This is a genomic window from Paraburkholderia sp. GAS448, from assembly GCF_050435685.1.
Lineage (GTDB): Bacteria > Pseudomonadota > Gammaproteobacteria > Burkholderiales > Burkholderiaceae > Paraburkholderia.
Genome location: NZ_JBNDKT010000072.1, coordinates 1 through 16,748 on the forward strand (window position 1 = coordinate 1; position 16,748 = coordinate 16,748).

At 60.2% G+C, this 16,748-nt stretch carries 14 protein-coding genes and 1 pseudogene; 14 read left to right on the forward strand and 1 reads right to left on the reverse strand.

The genetic code is table 11. From position 1 onward, the window contains the following. Nucleotides 1-112: 112 nt before the first annotated feature. Nucleotides 113-1,394 (reverse strand): annotated as a pseudogene (locus P3T23_RS45150) (RNA-guided endonuclease InsQ/TnpB family protein). A gap of 296 nt (nucleotides 1,395-1,690) precedes the next feature. Here P3T23_RS45150 and P3T23_RS45155 point away from each other — a divergent pair. From P3T23_RS45155 to pilV, 14 genes are all read left to right on the forward strand, one after another. Further along, entirely contained in the window at nucleotides 1,691-2,431 is a 741-nt protein-coding gene (locus P3T23_RS45155) for a VirB8/TrbF family protein (protein WP_429322503.1), read from the forward strand. Nucleotides 2,432-2,481: 50 nt separating this feature from the next. After that, nucleotides 2,482-3,324 (forward strand): TrbG/VirB9 family P-type conjugative transfer protein, encoded by an 843-nt coding sequence (locus P3T23_RS45160; RefSeq protein ID WP_429322504.1) that lies wholly within the window; start codon nucleotides 2,482-2,484, stop codon nucleotides 3,322-3,324. A gap of 8 nt (nucleotides 3,325-3,332) precedes the next feature. Beyond that, nucleotides 3,333-4,769, forward strand: a complete 1,437-nt coding sequence (locus tag P3T23_RS45165; protein WP_429322505.1) for a TrbI/VirB10 family protein — start codon at nucleotides 3,333-3,335, stop codon at nucleotides 4,767-4,769. Nucleotides 4,770-4,775: 6 nt separating this feature from the next. After that, nucleotides 4,776-5,915, forward strand: a complete 1,140-nt coding sequence (locus P3T23_RS45170) for a hypothetical protein (RefSeq protein WP_429322506.1) — start codon at nucleotides 4,776-4,778, stop codon at nucleotides 5,913-5,915. A 59-nt stretch (nucleotides 5,916-5,974) separates the two neighbouring features. Beyond that, the gene (locus P3T23_RS45175; RefSeq protein WP_429322507.1) at nucleotides 5,975-6,490 is read left to right on the forward strand and encodes a TcpQ domain-containing protein; all 516 of its coding nucleotides are present in this window, start codon (nucleotides 5,975-5,977) and stop codon (nucleotides 6,488-6,490) included. Between the two features lie 21 nt (nucleotides 6,491-6,511). After that, nucleotides 6,512-8,185 carry a hypothetical protein gene (locus tag P3T23_RS45180; protein ID WP_429322508.1) on the forward strand — a complete coding sequence of 558 codons (1,674 nt, stop codon included), beginning with the start codon at nucleotides 6,512-6,514 and terminating at the stop codon, nucleotides 8,183-8,185. Between the two features lie 15 nt (nucleotides 8,186-8,200). Continuing rightward, nucleotides 8,201-8,956 carry a type IV pilus biogenesis protein PilP gene (gene pilP / locus P3T23_RS45185; protein WP_429322509.1) on the forward strand — a complete coding sequence of 252 codons (756 nt, stop codon included), beginning with the start codon at nucleotides 8,201-8,203 and terminating at the stop codon, nucleotides 8,954-8,956. 91 nt (nucleotides 8,957-9,047) lie between these two features. Further along, nucleotides 9,048-10,277: a type 4b pilus protein PilO2 gene (pilO2, locus tag P3T23_RS45190; RefSeq protein ID WP_429322510.1), complete on the forward strand. Its 1,230-nt coding sequence runs from the start codon at nucleotides 9,048-9,050 to the stop codon at nucleotides 10,275-10,277. Nucleotides 10,278-10,476: 199 nt separating this feature from the next. Continuing rightward, the gene (locus tag P3T23_RS45195) at nucleotides 10,477-12,009 is read left to right on the forward strand and encodes an ATPase, T2SS/T4P/T4SS family (protein WP_429322511.1); all 1,533 of its coding nucleotides are present in this window, start codon (nucleotides 10,477-10,479) and stop codon (nucleotides 12,007-12,009) included. Then, nucleotides 12,002-13,195, forward strand: a complete 1,194-nt coding sequence (locus P3T23_RS45200) for a type II secretion system F family protein (protein ID WP_429322512.1) — start codon at nucleotides 12,002-12,004, stop codon at nucleotides 13,193-13,195. The genes P3T23_RS45195 and P3T23_RS45200 overlap by 8 nt, the downstream gene beginning before the upstream one ends. A 61-nt stretch (nucleotides 13,196-13,256) precedes the next feature. Then, entirely contained in the window at nucleotides 13,257-13,739 is a 483-nt protein-coding gene (locus P3T23_RS45205) for a type 4 pilus major pilin (RefSeq protein ID WP_429322513.1), read from the forward strand. Beyond that, nucleotides 13,696-14,799, forward strand: coding sequence for an ATPase, T2SS/T4P/T4SS family (locus P3T23_RS45210; protein ID WP_429322514.1), 1,104 nt, complete (start codon nucleotides 13,696-13,698; stop codon nucleotides 14,797-14,799). Before P3T23_RS45205 ends, P3T23_RS45210 begins: the two co-directional genes overlap by 44 nt. Nucleotides 14,800-14,805: 6 nt before the next feature. Further along, nucleotides 14,806-15,291, forward strand: a complete 486-nt coding sequence (gene pilM, locus P3T23_RS45215) for a type IV pilus biogenesis protein PilM (RefSeq protein ID WP_429322515.1) — start codon at nucleotides 14,806-14,808, stop codon at nucleotides 15,289-15,291. 2 nt (nucleotides 15,292-15,293) lie between these two features. Beyond that, complete coding sequence (gene pilV / locus P3T23_RS45220; protein WP_429322516.1) at nucleotides 15,294-16,553, forward strand: shufflon system plasmid conjugative transfer pilus tip adhesin PilV; 1,260 nt, start codon at nucleotides 15,294-15,296, stop codon at nucleotides 16,551-16,553. The last annotated feature ends 195 nt before the right edge of the window (nucleotides 16,554-16,748 follow it).

Genomic DNA, 16,748 nt, shown 5'->3' on the forward strand with positions numbered 1-16,748 from the left:
CCATTCGAGGTCTTCGAACGTATGCTCGCAACCGCTTCGATACACTCAGCTTCCATTCATTAGCCCCCTGTTGCGCTTCACTCTTGAAACCGCCCGGGGATTCCTACGGCGCTCACGCGATGAGTTGCGCAGTCGCTTCGGTGGGTTCCTGCTTCGTTGAGCGGTCTGACAGCACCGACTCTCCACAGGCGATCCGGGCTGCGGTGATCCGCCCAGGCGAAGCATCGCCCGTGTCCTGCCCTTCGTCTCGCACCAGACTTTCCATCCCGCGAGAAAGGATGTTGATTGCGCCGACGACGTCGGCGTGATTCTCGTAGCCCACAGGCAACGCAGAGGAACTTCGCCTGCGTCTTGCGGTTATCGGCCGAGACGTGTCCGCAACACGGGCACGTCTGACTTGTGTACTGCGGTGGAACAGCGATGAGCCAGCCACCCGACCAATCGAGCTTGTACTCGAGCTGATGCCGAAACTCGGCCCAGCCCTGATCGAGGATCGACTTGTTCAGGCCGGACTTAGCCCTGGAGTTCGTCCCGGGATCTTGCGCCGTACCCGACGCGGAGCGGGACATATTGCGGACCTTGAGGTCTTCGATACACACGAGCGCGTGGTTTTGGCTGATCGTGGCCGAGGCCTGGTGAAGGTAGTCCCGCCTGGCGTTGGCAATACGGGTGTGGATGCGCTGAATTCGGGCTTTGGCCTTCTTCCAGTTATTGCTGAACTTCGTCTTGCGGCTCATCCGCCGCTGGTACTTCGCAAGGCGTTGCTCGCGCTTTCTGAAGCTATTGAGCGGGACAAGGAACGAAGCGTCGCTGAAAGTGGCGAAGCGGTCGATACCTACGTCGATACCGATCGGGGTCGTAGTCTGAGGCACAAACTGCCCGACCTCCCGCGCAGTCTGGATCGAGACGAACCACTTGCCGCTGGAGTAGCTGACGGTGACGTTGCGTACGGCACCGAGCACGTCACGGCTGTTGCGATAGCGCAGCCAACCGAGCTTTGGCAGGAAGATCCGGCTGTTGTCCTGGTCGAGCTTGATCTGCTTCGGATCAGGGTAGCGGAAGCTGTCGTGCTGGCCGCGCTTCTTGAACTTGGGAAAGTAGGCACGCTTGGCAAAGAAGTTCTGGTAAGCCCGGTCGAGATCCTTGAGGGCATGCTGCAGCGGATGAACCGGTGCTTCCTTGAGCCAGGGTGTTTCGCGCCCGTTACGCCACGCGGTCAGATGCTTGGCCATCGGGACATAGCCGATGAACTTGCCGCCTGCCTCGTGGTTCTCCTTCTGCATCGCCAGTGCCTTGTTGAACACGAAACGACATGCCCCGACGAAACGGCGCATGTTGCGCTGCTGCTCGCCGTTGGGCATCAGTTCGTACTTGAAGGCTTGGAGTCGTTGCATAGGTCAAGGTTATCAGCTACCGAACGTTGTCAAGGTCGCTGCGCTTCCGAGCTCTTGACCTCCCCCGGCACGCGGACGTTTGCCGCGCACCGGATCATTCATTCACTAGAATGGCAGACTTATGCGATCCGACGCAGCGAGAATTGAAAGTGCCCGGATATACAAGCCCCTGCGAGTCCCGTCCTGTCATGAACAGACGCCTCGAAACGCAGCATGAAAAAGACTGAATCCCAGGTTTCCACATCCTAAGCACCTAGAAAACCCGTGGATTGCCGCTCGCATTCAAGTCCTGATGCATGACGCTCGTCAGGAAAATGTGTGGCATGAAGACATCTAGCCAACAACCCGCGAAGCGACCCGAATCGTCCAAGCGACCTTCGGTTCCTCCGTTCACGCCGGGACCAATCCGCGAATCCGCCGTTCGGAAGTATTTTGCGCGGGGCGAGATGGAGCGCATCACCGCGAATCGCTGGTTTCTGGCCACTGTCTTCCTTGGCGTTCTGACGCTTGTGAACTCGGTCGCCTGGATCGTGTTCCTGCCCATGAAGACGATCGAAACAATCGTTGTGCATGAGAACAGTGCTGGCCGAGAAACAGCCGATCTGAGTGGCACCGCGTCCTACGTTCCGGACCACGCGGCGATCGAGTACTTCCTCTCGGAGTGGATCAATAACGTCTACGACATCAACGCGTCGACGATCGATAACAATCTGGCTCTCGCCGGCAAGATGACCGTCGGAAATGCGACCGATGAACTCAACGCGTTGCTGCACAAAGAGAACCCGTACTCGAAGCTGCACGACAATCCGCAGCTGCGGCAGACGTTCAACCGGCTGACCGCGAACTGGATCACGGACGACACGCTGATCATTCGCTTCACCCTCACTGAGCTTGCTGCTCCGGGTTCGACGCCCAAGGTTACAACCTGGGCCATGACCATCACTTTCGTCCGCATCCCCCCGACGACTATCGAGCAAGTCAAGATTAACCCGGGCGGCATCTACGCGAAGAGCTTCAACGTCAACCAGGAACAATGATCGCGGCTGCCGAAAAGGGCAGCTGAGGATCTTCGACAAGGTTTCTTTCTATGAAAAATTCGGCTCGCTCGATCGTACGCGTAGTCCTGATTTCAGCAATCCTTGGCGTATCCGCCACGGTGCATGCTGGGGAAAGCGCTTATCGCAATCCGGCCGAAACTCCGGTTCCTTCACCGTTCGATGATCGCATCGTCTCCTTTACCTTTAGCCCGGACGCGGTATTCCCGCTCCTGACTCAAGCGGGTCAATCGACCCACATCCAGCTCGAACCTGGTGAAGGCGTAACGGAGAAGCCGACGTTGGGTGACACGATTCAATGGCGTATCAGCGGCGGTCCGACGAACTTGTACGTGAAGCCGGTTCGCTCGGGCATCTCGACGACGCTCACGCTTGTGACGAATAAGCGCACGTACGAGTACTACCTCGTAGCATCGGAGCCAGGTGGGAAGTTCTACCAGCAGGTGAGTTTTAACTATCCCGAGGAAGTTCGGGAAGTCCAGCTTCAGGCTCAGCAGAAAGCCGAGAGTTTTATCGCGGAGAAGCGTCGCCTCGACAATCAGGTCCTGACTCCGCCGCTCGATCCAACCTCATACCACTATGGCTACAAGATCAGCGGCGACGCTCCGTTCCGGCCGATCGACGTGTTCGATGATGGCACAAAGACCTTCTTCCGTTTGCCGGGGGTGCAGGACATTCCCGCCGTGTTCATTCCAGACGATCACAAGCGTCTCGAACTGCTCGTGACGCGAGTCGAGGGGAACTTCATCATCGCTGATCGCGTTGGGGATCACTTTGTCCTGAAGCTCGACGATGAAGAGGTTTCCGTTGAGTCGGATCGCGTCAAGCACTGGTGGAACGTCGGCGCCAGCAGCAAGAAAAATTACCAGAACTAAGGCCGAAGATGTCTGACGAGATCGAAGAACAGGATTCACCATTCGAGGCTGACAATCCATCCCGTCGTCGGGTAGACAGCAGGGATGTTCCGGATTCCGTTCAGGCACCTGAGCGAGAAGCGGTCGAGGATCTGACTCGCGGGAAGCGCAAGAAGGGGAAGACCGCCGGGTTTTTGTTGATGCTGGCGTTGCTGGGCGGTGGTCTCTACTACCTGTACGGCATGTCGGATAGACCTGCTGCTCATCACCGCAAGAATCAAGACACGCTCACACCGTCGGACACGGCGGGTGCCGCGGTGGTTAGCGGGGCGAAGGCTGCAGAGGTACAGATTCAGCAGCAACGCAGGCAAGCAGCCGCTGTTGCTGCTGCGTCGGCGGCAGCAGCCAAAGGGCTTGATCCGAATGCTGCTGCGGCAGCGGCGATAGCTGGCCAGGGTGGAGCGGTGGCTCCCACCGGCGCGAGTGGCGCGGCAGCTCCGTTGTCGGCTTCGCAAGCTGCAGCCGCAGCAGCAGCGGCAAAGCAAGAGGCCGATGCAAAGGCCCAAAAGGAAGCAGAGATTGCAGCGTCGCCTCTGCAAGCGAACGACGTCCAGGTCCTCCGTTCCGATAGCAGCGGGCGTTCGTCTGCTCCGCAGTCCCCTGCGGATCAGATTGCGCAAAATCTCAGTGATCTGATGAAGGCAAACCAAGCAGCCGCTGATCGCCAGATGGACCGCGTCATGCAGATGTCAGCGTCCTACGGTGGGCAGGGCGGTAGCGGCGGTACGAACGCGATTGCGTCGGCAAGCCGAGCGTCCCAGCAGGACCAGTGGCTGGCGTCGCAGAAGGCCGACGACAGTGCGCCTACGCAGATGAAGGCTGCACCCGCAATGCCGATCGTCGGTGAGGGAACGCCTGTGCGCGCCGTTCTTCTGACGGGCCTCGATACCGACAATCCTGGTCGAGTGAAGGCAATGGTGACGAGCGACATCTACGACACGGTGACCGGGCGCAATCTGATGATCCCCAAGGGCTCGATTCTCATGGGCGACTACAACCATGACGTCAAGGTTGGTCAGGATCGCGTCCTGATCGCGATGACACGCCTTACCCGTCCGGACGGGTCATGGATCGATCTGTCTGGGACGACGGGCGACGAGATGGATGGCACGAGTGGTCTTGAGGGCGACGTCAACAACCACTTCTTGAAGATCTTCGGCAGTGCTCTTGTGATTGGCGCGGCGACTCTGTTGCTCGATACGGCTCAGCAGACCATTACGGTCAACCAGGGCCTTGGCACGACCCAGCAGGGCGGCACGATCTTCGCCCAGACGTTGCAGCAAGTAGTGTCGAATCTGCTCTCGAAGAACAAGGACATTCCTCCCACGATCACCCGATCGGGCGGTACCCAGTTCACTTTCCTCGTCCGTCATGACCTGGCGCTTACGCCGTACTACAGGAGGTAATTGTCAATGAGACTGAATATTGGAAGCCGCCCTGCGCTGCAGAGCATTCGCTTTCTTCTCGTATCCAGCCTCGTGATGGGCCTCCATAGCGCATACGCGGCGGCGGCGCTCGATTTCGGCTATCGGATTGACGGCCCGGTGAACGTCCGGCCGACGCTCGTCTTCAATGACGGCCAGGACACGTACATTCAGCCGTCGGGTAACGCGCGTACGAATGTGGCGGGTGCTCAGCCGGATGGTCCGTATCTGCGCCTGACTGGTACTCCGGATTCGTTCACGGTCCACGCGGGATCGATCACTCTTCACGTGCAACATGCCGGCTTGGCGGCGAGTCCGACGTCACAAACCGTCTATAACAGCCCGGTGACCGCGTATGCGGACGCGACCTTCGCCCAGCAGTCGGTGGCAACGGGCCGCGCTCCCAAAATCGTCGCCGCGACTGGCGGCCAAGTGGCGGATAAGGCAGTTGCCCCGATGTTGACTGGCACCGTGATCAAGCAGGCTTCCAGTACCGACACCGGCGGCAGTCAGCCGCCGATCATCGGTGGCCCCATTGCCTCGTCGTCAGTTACGGCCACGGCCATTCCCGCAACGCCGGCTTCCGCGGCCATCTCCACGGCGCCCGTCAAGAAGGATCCGCCGGACATTTCCTATCTCGCGAAGGATTTCGGCGCCGATGGTATTCGGGATGGCTTCGGCGGTTCGATCCAGATCCACTTCCGTGCGCGGCCCACGGCGGAGATGCAGCTTGCGTCGGCAGATGGGAAGCACCTCGATGCGTCGTGGGATGACAGCACGAGCGTCATGACGATCGGCGCTGCGCGGAAATTCGTCGTTCGCGACGGGCACTCGAGCGTGGTCGTGTCTCGTGAGACGGCAGACACCTTCCATTACCCCGTCGACAACGCCGCAGGTCTCGAGCAGGTGTTTTCGGAATCGGGGGCGATCTACTTCCGCGTGGCCGTGGGCACGAAGAAGGTCACTGTACGAGCCGACGGGAAGGTGCTGCCGGGTCAGCAGAAAGGCCGCTATTACCGCGTCAGCGGCACGGGCGATAGCTTCGTCGTGGAAGCCGATGGCTTCGACGTGACCGTTACCCGTTCCCGTTCAGTTCGCTTTGTCGACCGCGAGGGCGGCACATCGTGATTTCCTCAACTTCACCTATCCGGCAGTCCGTCACCCAGGTCAGCCCACAGGAGTCTTCTATGCGTATCCGCGTCGCGGCTATGGCGATTGGCACGCTCGTGTTTGCGGGCGCTTCGTCTATGGCGTGGGCTGCCGATGATTCATCCGCACTCGTTGTCGCGGGCTGGCAACCGCTCAAGGGTAGTGACGTTGCGGCAGCCGGTGCTGGCACCGCGTCTACCCCAGCTGCCGCCGCGGCTGCTCCTCACGTTGCGTCGGGCGCGACGCAATCTGCGGCTCCGCAAAAGGCTGCAGAGCCGGCGTCTAAGCCGGCCGAAGTTTGGATCATCCGCGAAGGCTTCCCGATTGGTGAGGAGTTGAAGGCTTGGGGCAGTCGCGCGAACTGGAACGTCGTCTGGCGGATGCCGCGCGATGTGATTGCGCCTACGACGACGAGCTTTACGGGTGACTTTCCTAGCGCGGCGACGGATGTCGTGAAGACGCTCGCTGCGAACGGTGCCCTGATCCGCGCCCAGATCTTCGACGGTAACCGTACCGTTGTCGTGCAGGGCCCGGGCGTCGCCCCCCAACAGTAAATCGAGGACAAGGACACGCACATGAAAAAAATGAGCGAATCGCTGCCCAAGGTCTCACGTGCCCTGCTCGGCACTGTGGCCGTTGCCGCCCTCGCGGGAGGGTGTGCGCAGATCAAAGTTGCGGACAACGCGGTCAGGACAGCCGCGGACAGGGTTGTCGAGGAGCAGGCAAAGGCGTCGATCGAGCAACCGGTCGTTTCGCGCACGGCCGGCGCTTGGTTGCTGGGTGAGACGGTTCAGGTCAATCCGGAGATCTCGCCGATCCTGAAACGCCCGATTGCGTGGCAGCCGCCGCGGAAAGTTACCTTGTCCGATCTGGCGGCGTACGTCACCCAGCAGGTCGGCCTTCCCGTGGACATCTCGGAAGTTCAGCGCGTTGGCGGGGCTGACACGACCAGCGCGAGCACGACAACGGGGGCGGGGCAACTGCCTCTGCCGACGGCGATGCTGCCCGGAGGTTCCGCCGCCGTTTCGAAGCCGACCGGCGGGAGTGCTGCGCTCGCGGCACTTCCGACGATGCAGGTGTCGTACCAAGGCAACGTCAAGGGACTGCTGGACTTTGCCGCGAATGAAGAAGGTCTCTGGTGGAAGATGGACGATGGCGCGGTGGAGTTCTACCGAACCATTACCAAGACCTTCTATATCTCCGCGATCAATCGTAAGTCGACGGGACAGAATTCGATCGTCGCGCAGTCGGGTCCAGGCAGTCTCAACAGCGGTTCCGGCTCAAGCACCAGTAGTGGCGGTTCGTCCGGGTCAACGACCGGCAGTTCGCTGGCGGGCGATGCGTACGATGTCGACATCTGGAAGACGATCGCAGCCACGGCGAAGACGGTTGCCGGTTCGACCGGTAGCGGTGCCGCCGAGATTTCGGCCGAGCCGTCGATGGCCAGCATCACGGTGACGGGCTCGCCGACTCAGGTCAAAAACGTCGAGTCGTGGGTCAAGGGCCTGACGGACAAGCTGAGCCAGCAGGTCCTGATCTCGGTTTCCGTGTACTCGGTCACTCTCTCGAACGAAGACAACTATTCGTGGAGCCCGAGCGTCATCTACAGCAAGTTGTCGACGATGTATGGTCTGTCGCTGACTCCTCCTGGCGTACCGGCAGTCACGGGAAGCCTATCCTCGATGGTGCTGAAAGGAACGGCGGGCACGTCGTCGAGCCTGAATGGTTCGCAACTCGCGGTCAACGCGCTGTCCACGCTCGGCCACGTCTCTGAGACAGTTACGCAGTCGGTCGTCACGCTGAACGGTCAGCCGGCGCCGATGCAGGTCGCCAATGAGGTTACCTATCTCGCGCAGAGCGGTACTACAAATACGGCGAACGTCGGTTCGACGACAACCCTGACTCCTGGCGTCGTCACGACGGGCTTTACCGCTAACTTCCTGCCGCAGGTTGTGAATGGGCGAATCCTGCTGTCGATGGACATGACGAATTCGGTCCTCAACAGCATCGACACGGCTTCGAGCAATGGGTCGAGCATTCAAACGCCGAACGTCTCGTCGGCCACCTTCCAGCAAAGCGTGTCATTGACGCCCGGTGCGGCCCTCATGCTGGCTGGTCTGCAGCAGGACAACTCGGCCGTCAATCACAGCGGTGTCGGTTCACCGAACAATTGGCTGCTCGGTGGTGGCGTCGACGGAACGCGTCAGAAGAAGCTGATTGCGATCGTTATCACCGCGCGCGTTCTTTGAAGGAAACGAACCTCCATGAAGATCCAGTTCAAAGTGCATTCATGCGTCGTCTCGTTGCTCGGTGCAGCAGTATCGCTCTGCATCGGCAACGCCTGTGCGGCTGCCCCGGCATCCAGCACGGCTGCCGGCACGTCTGCGTCGTGGGATTTTGGTGCGCCCGTCCACGCCCCCGGCGGTCCTGTGTCGTCCACGGGGGTTGCTTCTGGTCGTGCTGATCTCGCTGGTAGCGCGGTCACTACTGCGTCGACTGCTGCGGCCCCCGCTGCTACTCCCCCGACGGCTGCTATCCCCCCCGAGCCGACGTGGTCGACCTATTACCGCTCGGTGGATGCGATTCATGCCGACAGCCAATTGACGCAAGCGAAGATCGAAAACGCCAAGCTGCACCACGAGCTCGATCAAATAAGTCGCGGCATCTCCAACGATAACGGATCGGCCCAGCCGTCGGCGGCTTCGGTCACGACCTCGTCCTCTCAGCGCAATGCGCTGGTTCAGGAAGTCAAAATGGTCGATGGCCGATGGACCGCGAACATCCAGCTCCCGTCGGGCGCTCGCGTGGCGGTGCACCTTGGCGATTCGGTGCGCGGTCTCGGCAAGATACAGAACATCGAATTGGGCCAGGTCACCGTCGATGAAGGCGGCCTGGTGAGCACGCTGCAATTCGCGGGAGATGGGCTGCAAGACGTCGCGGCGCAACCGACCGGGTCGACGGTTCACCCCCTTCCTCGGCGCGATGCCCGTCGGCCTCCATTAAGTCCTCTCGGCTCCTGATCAAACGAACATGGTAGAAGCGACATACTCTGTGGATCACTACGGCGCAGCCAACGTTGGCTATCGGCCGTCTGTTGGCCGCTCGGAGATCGTGACGATCGGCCGCCGGAAGTGGGCGATAGGCATGCGTTGGCGCTCGTACGAGGTGCTGCCCGAGCGAGTAGAAATCGTGGAGGAAGCGGCAACAATGCAAACGGACTGGATCGCACGTCGAATGGGCGACGAAGCGATTCAGGTGGGGTTCTGCCCGGCGCTGAGCAAGGGCTGGCCGGGCAAGGTGTACAGTCTTGCGGCGCTGCTCGCCGACTCCCACAAGGTACCGTGGGCCGGAGCGTTCGATCTCGGGGACGGCCTGTGGTGGTATATCGCGGTCCGCGACAACTACGGGATGATGCCGGACGGCGATGTCGTTGGCTCCTACGACGACATTCAACGTGCTCGCGGAGAGCATGCGTCCCTAGAAGACTTCAATCACGTCAACGGCACGCGAGAGGAGTTGGAGGGACTCATTGCTCGCGCGACCGCCAAGCGCACCCCCCTCGAATCGCTGACTGCCTCGCGATATTCGGCGCGCGTTGTGTTGGGCGGCGTGGGTGTAGTCGTGTGTCTGGCAGGCGCCTTCTTCGGCTACCAGTATTACGCCGATCTTCAGGAGCAGAAACGCCAGGCGTTGGTGCGCGCACAGATCGCAGATAACGAACGGAAGGCTGCGCAAGCGGCCGCCCCGGATGCCGGAAAGATTCTTCGCTCCTTGCCCGATCCAACTGCTTGGCTCGACGCATGTCGTCAGTCTGTCGATAGCGAGCCGCCCTGGCGCAACGGCTGGCAGCTTGTCTCGTTTCACTGTTCAGGACCGCAGCTGATGGTCGGCTGGAAACGTGGGCAGGGTGCGACCATTGCCTATGCGCCGCCGGGCGCTGCTGTATCGGAGGATGGGAACAGCGCGGCGCAGTCGGTGCCACTTCGGCTGCCGGCGGGCGCGCATGGCACGGACAATGCGCGCGCGTTGCGCGCTGCACGCGATGCCTTGGTGTTGTGGGCTCAGGAGCATCAGATCGCGGTCACGATATCCCCGATGCCGGCCGCGGCTCCGAAACAGACCGGCACGGCTGCGATGGCAGCTACTGCGCTGGGCACAAATCCGCCCGCGCCAGTACCGTCAATTCAATTTTCCTTCTCGGTTCCGGCGGCTCCGTTCGCTCTGGATTTGAGCAACGTGCCGGGCCTTCGCCTGAATGAAATGGACTTGGACGATGTGACTGGAAAGGCCGGTGACACGTCGACTGCATGGAAAATCTCGGGGGTCGTGTATGGACGCTAGGAGCGAAGCAAACGGCGCGCGCCGTCCGTTTATTCAGCCGTCGGAAGGAATCGCGGGTCAGATCGCCTATGACCGCACAATGCATACGGCCTATGTCGACAGACAGACGGCGCAGAATCCGCTCTTTCTCACGTGGATCGATCGCAATCGGCATAACGGTCATGTAATCAAGCGTGAGATCCGGGACCTCGCTGAAGTCATGCAGATGCGTGACGGCCAAGGCCTGCGCTTCGTTGAGCGTGACCCCGAGCAGGAAGGCTACGAGAATCGTGCAGAGGCGCTGGAGCTTCTGGAGCTTGCGGCCTATTACCGCGCGTCCGATATTCACTTCCTTCTGCGCGGCCAGCACGCCGTGGTGCAACTGACGGTCAACAACGATCTCCGCCACTTCCGCGAGTATCAGCAGGAAAAGGCGCTACGGCTCGTCCGGGCAATCTGGCAAGGCCTGGTGACTACGGGCGACTCGCAGTGGCGAGATCACGAACGCCAGAATGCGCAGGTAACAGGCGACAAGCTCGCCCCGGATACCGGCGTCACCTCGATTCGTATCGTGCGTGGGCCCATGTTCCCGCAGGCGCAGGGTGGCCAGTTCATGGTACTGCGCTTGCAATATTCGAACACCGTCAAGGCGGAGCGGCGGGCCGGTCTCCCCGTCTTGAAGTTTCCGACTGCTCCGCGCGGCGAATTTCTGTTGCCAAAGATGGGTTTCACGAAGCAGAACATCGACAGGCTCCGGCACATCATGTCGATGCCCGACGGCATCCTGATCATCACAGGCCCGACTGGCGCCGGTAAGTCGACCACGGACTATGAGCTGCGCAAGGAGGAGGCCCGTGTGCGCCCCTACCTCAAGCAGATCATGATCGCGGACCCGATCGAGTTCCCCGAGGAATGGTCGACGCAGCTGCCGGTGACGAACGCACTAGACAAGGCGGCTACGGCCGAGCAGTTCGGGGAGGCGATGGCGGCAGGCTTGCGGATGGCGCCGAAGATTATCTCTCCGGGTGAAATCCGTGGCGCCGAGGTGGCTCTGATGGCTTTCGAGGCTTCTACGACAGGCCATAAGGTCACAACGACGCTGCACGTGTCGGACGCTTTCCTGTGGCCGGACCGCCTGGAACTGATGGACATCGTCAAGCTGAAGCGCGAGGTGTTTTGCGATCCGAAGATCGTTCGCGGCGTGGTGGCCCAACGCCTGCTGAGTCCTCTCTGTAAGGGCTGTCGTGTTCATGTTTCGAAAGCGCCTGGGCGCGTGAGTGACGTAGTCATGGAGGCACTGAAGACGTGGTCGAGAGACGGGGATGTGAGCAATGTATATGTGCGCGGCGAAGGCTGCGAGGCTTGCAACTTTGATGGGGTTGGTCCGCGCTTCGGAATTATGGAGGTTGTGGTGGCCGATGCGAAGCTCATGGCTGATTTCATCCATCGTGGCACCGCGATCGCTCGACGGAACTACCACCGTCGTCCGGATGCGGATCCGCCGCTTCTGGAAACTGCCATTCGACATGTGCTCCAGGGGGAGGTGGACCCCAATCACGTGCAGGAAATGGTGGATGTGATTGTTCCCAAGGACCAGTTCCACGATGTCGCGGACATCGGTCGATCTGGTAATCGCAGCGAGGACGACGACCCTGTGATCCGTGCCGGCCGGCGCTCGACAGGAAGACGTCGGAAATCCCTGAGGAGCCTGTTTCCGCCGAAACGCAGGACGTTGGAGGTCGTATATGGCTAAGCGCGGCGGTCTAATGGCAGGGGTGCTGATCACGTTTGGGCTGCGCAAAGCCGGGCCGCGGACCGTACAGCCGACCCTGACGCGGAAACGTACGGGCTGGTGGGGTAAGGTGGCCGACGCCGCTGACCGTCGGGCCTTTGATTGGCCGACGCGCGAGGCGTTCTACGACCACCTTGCGACGCAGGTGGAGAACGAAGTTCCGGTCGAGGATGCCATCGATAGTTTTGCCGGCATCATGCTCAAACGTAAGCGCAAGAGCGTGTATTCGCTCCTGTCGAACGTGTCACGTCGTATGCGTGATGGTATGACGCTTCGCAAAGCGATTTCGATCGCACTTCCTCGCGATGAGCTTGCTATCTTGGCCGGCGGTGAGATGTCGACGAAGCTGGGCTCGGCTCTTGACCTTATCGTGGCATCGCGCGATCGCATCGATGCGATCATGCGGGCCTACAAGTCCGCCGCTGTCCGGCCGTTCATGTACCTCGCCATGACCTATAGCTTGTTATGGGTGACCGGAGCTGTTGTCATGCCGAACATCATTCAGGGCCTGCCGGAAGACAAGGTACAAGGTATTGGCCTCGTGATGTACAAGGCGGCGGACTACTCGCAGTCCTGGCTCTCGCTGCTTCCGCCGCTTCTCTGCGTCGCAATCTTTCTTGCGGTGCGTTGGTCGTTCCCGCGCTGGACCGGGCCGAACCGGATCAAGGCGGAAAGACACTTTCCATTCTCGTTCTACCGAGACATCGAGGGCTACAAGTGGCTGTCGGTGTTTTCCGATTTGCTCGAGACTGGCCTGCCTAATGTACATGTGCTCGCGCTTCAGATGGAGACGGCAAGCCCCTGGTTGCGTGAGCGCCTCTGGCATATCCGGTATCGCATGACCGAGGGCGGTAAGACTCTGGCACAGGCACTGGAAGAGCGTGGCGCGAATGGCAAGCTTCCGCCATTCGAGTTTCCGAACCCGATGATCATCGACCGTATCCGTTCGATCGACGGTTACAACGGCTTTAACGAGAAGGTCTTGCGAATAACGAAGCGGTGGGCCGCAAAGATCGAGCGTGACGCACTTTCCAAGGCGAAAAAGTCCGGCGCCTATGCCGAGATAGCCATGTATGCGCTGATGTTCTTCCTGATTTGGGCGATTAACAGTGTTACGACGCAGTTGGGTGCGATCGGTGGTGTCTAAGCAGTAGTACGAGACCCGCGATTTTCCTTAATTAATGCAACACGCGATTCGGAGGTGAAAGATGGATGAAATTATGGGCACCCTGTTCAAGTACATGGTGCGTCTGCTGGGCATTGGCCTGATCGTGGTGGTTTTGATGACGATCTTCCACAAGAACAAGGCGCAGGCCGAAGCTTCCAACCTCATTCAGCTGGAAACGAGCATTGCGAATACCTACAACGGGCAGACGCTGTTCTCCAGCTTGACCGAGGCGATCGCGGCGAACCTTGCCCCGGCCGGAATGGTGAGCGGGGCAACGCTGATCAACCAGTGGGGCGGTGCAGTGACGGTGACGGTGGATGCCAACGCGTCGCAGTTCGACATCGTCGAGAACAGCGTGCCGAAGGATGGTTGTTCGGACCTCGCGACCAAGGTCTCAAACTACGTTTCGATGACGCTTGGTGGTAGCACCTTCACGCCGAGCTCTCCGTTGGATGCAGGTCAGGCAACGACTTTGTGCAGTGCCGCTGCCACAACGAATATCTCGTTCGTGTTTGGTCACTAAACCATTCGACGTAGACCACGTGAATACACTGCAGAACATCGCCTGGTCGGATCTGTGCGTAAGCCACGATCCTAACAAGGCCTGGTTCAAGGAAACGCCAGATTCGATGGTGGCGGCCCGTGTGCCGCCAGAATCGTGGGGCGAAGTCACGGAGCTTTTCAACAAGCTCAATGCAGTATGGGCGGATCGTGGCGCTGAAGCGTCGCGGTATGGTTTTCCGATTGTCTGGCCTCCGGAGGGAGGGACGCGCTTGCGGGCCAAGCGTATCCCGCTCGCAAACGGGGAGCACGTGTTTGTTTGCCGCGCATTTCGCTTCAAGCCGCACCGATTCAATGAGATCGGCATGGCCGCTCCGCTTGCGATGAGGCTCATGGCGAAAGAGATTCGCAGCGGGATTGGGCTTTTTCTCGGGCGCCCCGGCGCGGGCAAGACCACGACGGCGTGCGCGTACATTCAGGAGCGCGCGCGCGTCTTCGGTGGGGTGACCTGGACTATCGAGAGTCCGATAGAGATGGATCTTGAGGGGCGCTACGAGCACGGCTATATCCATCAGCGGGAGGTCGAGACGCCCGAGGACACGCACGAGGCGATCAGGGACCTCGCGCGTGCCACTCCGAACGTCATGTTTGTTGGCGAAGTGTTGGATGACCGCACTGCGGAGGTCGTGGTACAGGCCTCGAAAATGGGCTTTCTGGTGATGTGCACGTATCACGGCGGCGATCTGATCAATGGTATCGAGCGGTTTGCCCGTGCCGCTGGACGTGGGCACGTGTCGGCGCAGTTTGTCGAATCGTTCCGATTCGCCGTGCACATCGATCTCAAGTTGGTCGATACGGGGGGTAACGCGCGAGCGATTAGCGACAGCCTCATAGGGGCGCTGAAAACAGGCAATCCTCCCCGCGTGCTCGCGACCCAATCGCTCTTTTGCATGGCGGACAACGACCCCATGCGCGGGCACATGAAGGCGGGCGAGTTCGGTAAGTTGAAGAGCGAGGTCGATCGCCAGAAAAACGAGCTGATGAGTATGCTGTCCGAGAAGAATCTCGCTAGGGCAAGGTGATCGGACATGAAATTGATGGTCCTCCTTGTCGTGGCGTTGGCTACCGCGGCGCTCTTCGATCAGAGCGCAACCCTGCAGGCCCTTCAGCCTAGCGCGCAATCTGTTGCGATCAGCGCGGCGGCAACGCAGTTTCTCGCCTATCGGTCGGCCGTCATGGCGTTCACGACTGCCAATCCGACCTTTACCGGGACGATTCAGCCGAGCCAGCTGAGCGTGTATGCGCCACAATATTCCTCGACCTTCATCACTATGTACAGCGTGAGCAATGCGGTGACGACGTCCGGCACGGGGGTGCTTGTCACCGTGTATGCGGCATTACCAGGGGGCTCGGTGCAGTCGGTCCTGGTGCAATCGAACAACGACGCGTCGATCGGGCTGTCAGCGGGTACCACTTGGACGACGGACGCGAACGGTGTGGTCACATCGCCTCAACCTCTTAATGTCACTGTTCCCGTCGGGGACGTGGTGTCCGTTTTTAAAACCGGGAACTAATCATGGATGAAGTCCTTGGTGTACTCCTCGCTGTCATCGCGGGCATGATGTTCATCCCCAAGATCGAGAACGGGATTGCCACTGAGCGGCATACGATGACGGACGTCACGACCGCGCAGCAGCAGCGGCAGTGGGTGTCAGCCGTCTCGAACTACGTGAGCCAGAACATGACCACGCTCGAAGGGAGCGTGGGGACGACTCCGACGATCCTGAACGTCGCAACCGTGAAGGCCGCGAACGTCGGGCTCCCGACCGGATTCTCGGGCACGAACCCGTTTAACCAGACCTGGACGTCGGCCGTCACGCAGCCGTCGGCGGGCAACCTGCAGGTGTTGATCTATGCGACGGGCGGCACGGTCATCAAGGATCAGGAGCTCGGTGCCATTGCTCGTGCTGCGGAGGGTGTCGGCGGCATGATTCCGTCGAATAACTCCGGGGTGTATTCCGGCGGTCCTACGAATGCCTATGGGTCATCCGGTGCTTGGCAGGTCCCGACGGCGGGCTATGCTGTGATGGGCGGCAGCCCCGCCTCGCTGTTGAACTTCAACAACGGGACGTTGACCAGCAACTTCCTGTACCGCAACGCTGTTCCCGGTCAGCCCCAGCTCAACACGCTGAGCACGAATCTGAACATGGGCGGCAATACGATCACCAACGCTCAGCAGATTCAGCTCGCAGCGGGCAATGGTGTTCAGGTTGGGAGCTCGTACTACTACGGGGATGGCGCGAACTCCGCGATTCGCCAGAACGGCGCGTTATACGTCCAAAACCTGGCTGGCACCGGACCGGCGGACATTGCTTCGGTGCGCAATATTACGTCGACGGGTAGCCTGACCCTGACAACGAACGGCGGGGCCGTCCAGGGCAGCGGCCAGGTGGAAGTCAATGCCGCGGGCGGTGGGCTGTATCTTAATCCGTGGTCGGCATTTCCGACCGTCGTTGGTGGGGGCGGCGGGAGTGGTCAACTGGTGGTCACAGGCGCAACGACCGCGCAAAACGTGGTTAATCTTGCAGCGACGGCGTGGGCGGGTTGGGGCTGCGGTCAGAATGGGATCACCACAGACCCGAACGGCACACTGCTCAGTTGTCAGGGCGGTGTGTGGACGAGTGCCGGCGGCCAAGCGTGGCGGTGCATTCAGTACGATTCGTACTGGGCTTCAGGCATCTTGCAGGATCACTACTTTTCCTTTTTCAACTCTCCTTCAAACGTCTCATACGGCAGTGAAGGCAATGGGTGGATGGTTAGCTGTCTATACAGTTGATTAAACCAGGATAGATCAGTTTGCCACTGCGGTGTATGGAAAAGCATCTTTACTGCAGCAGCAACCTGATCAAGGATGCTGCTGCAGGTACGAATAGAGCGGGCGCGATCAAATCTGAAGTGCAACACCTTCCTCGTGTAAGGTGCGCACATGCAAAAAAGAAGAACGTATCAACAGCTTCAGCCTGAAGAGCGC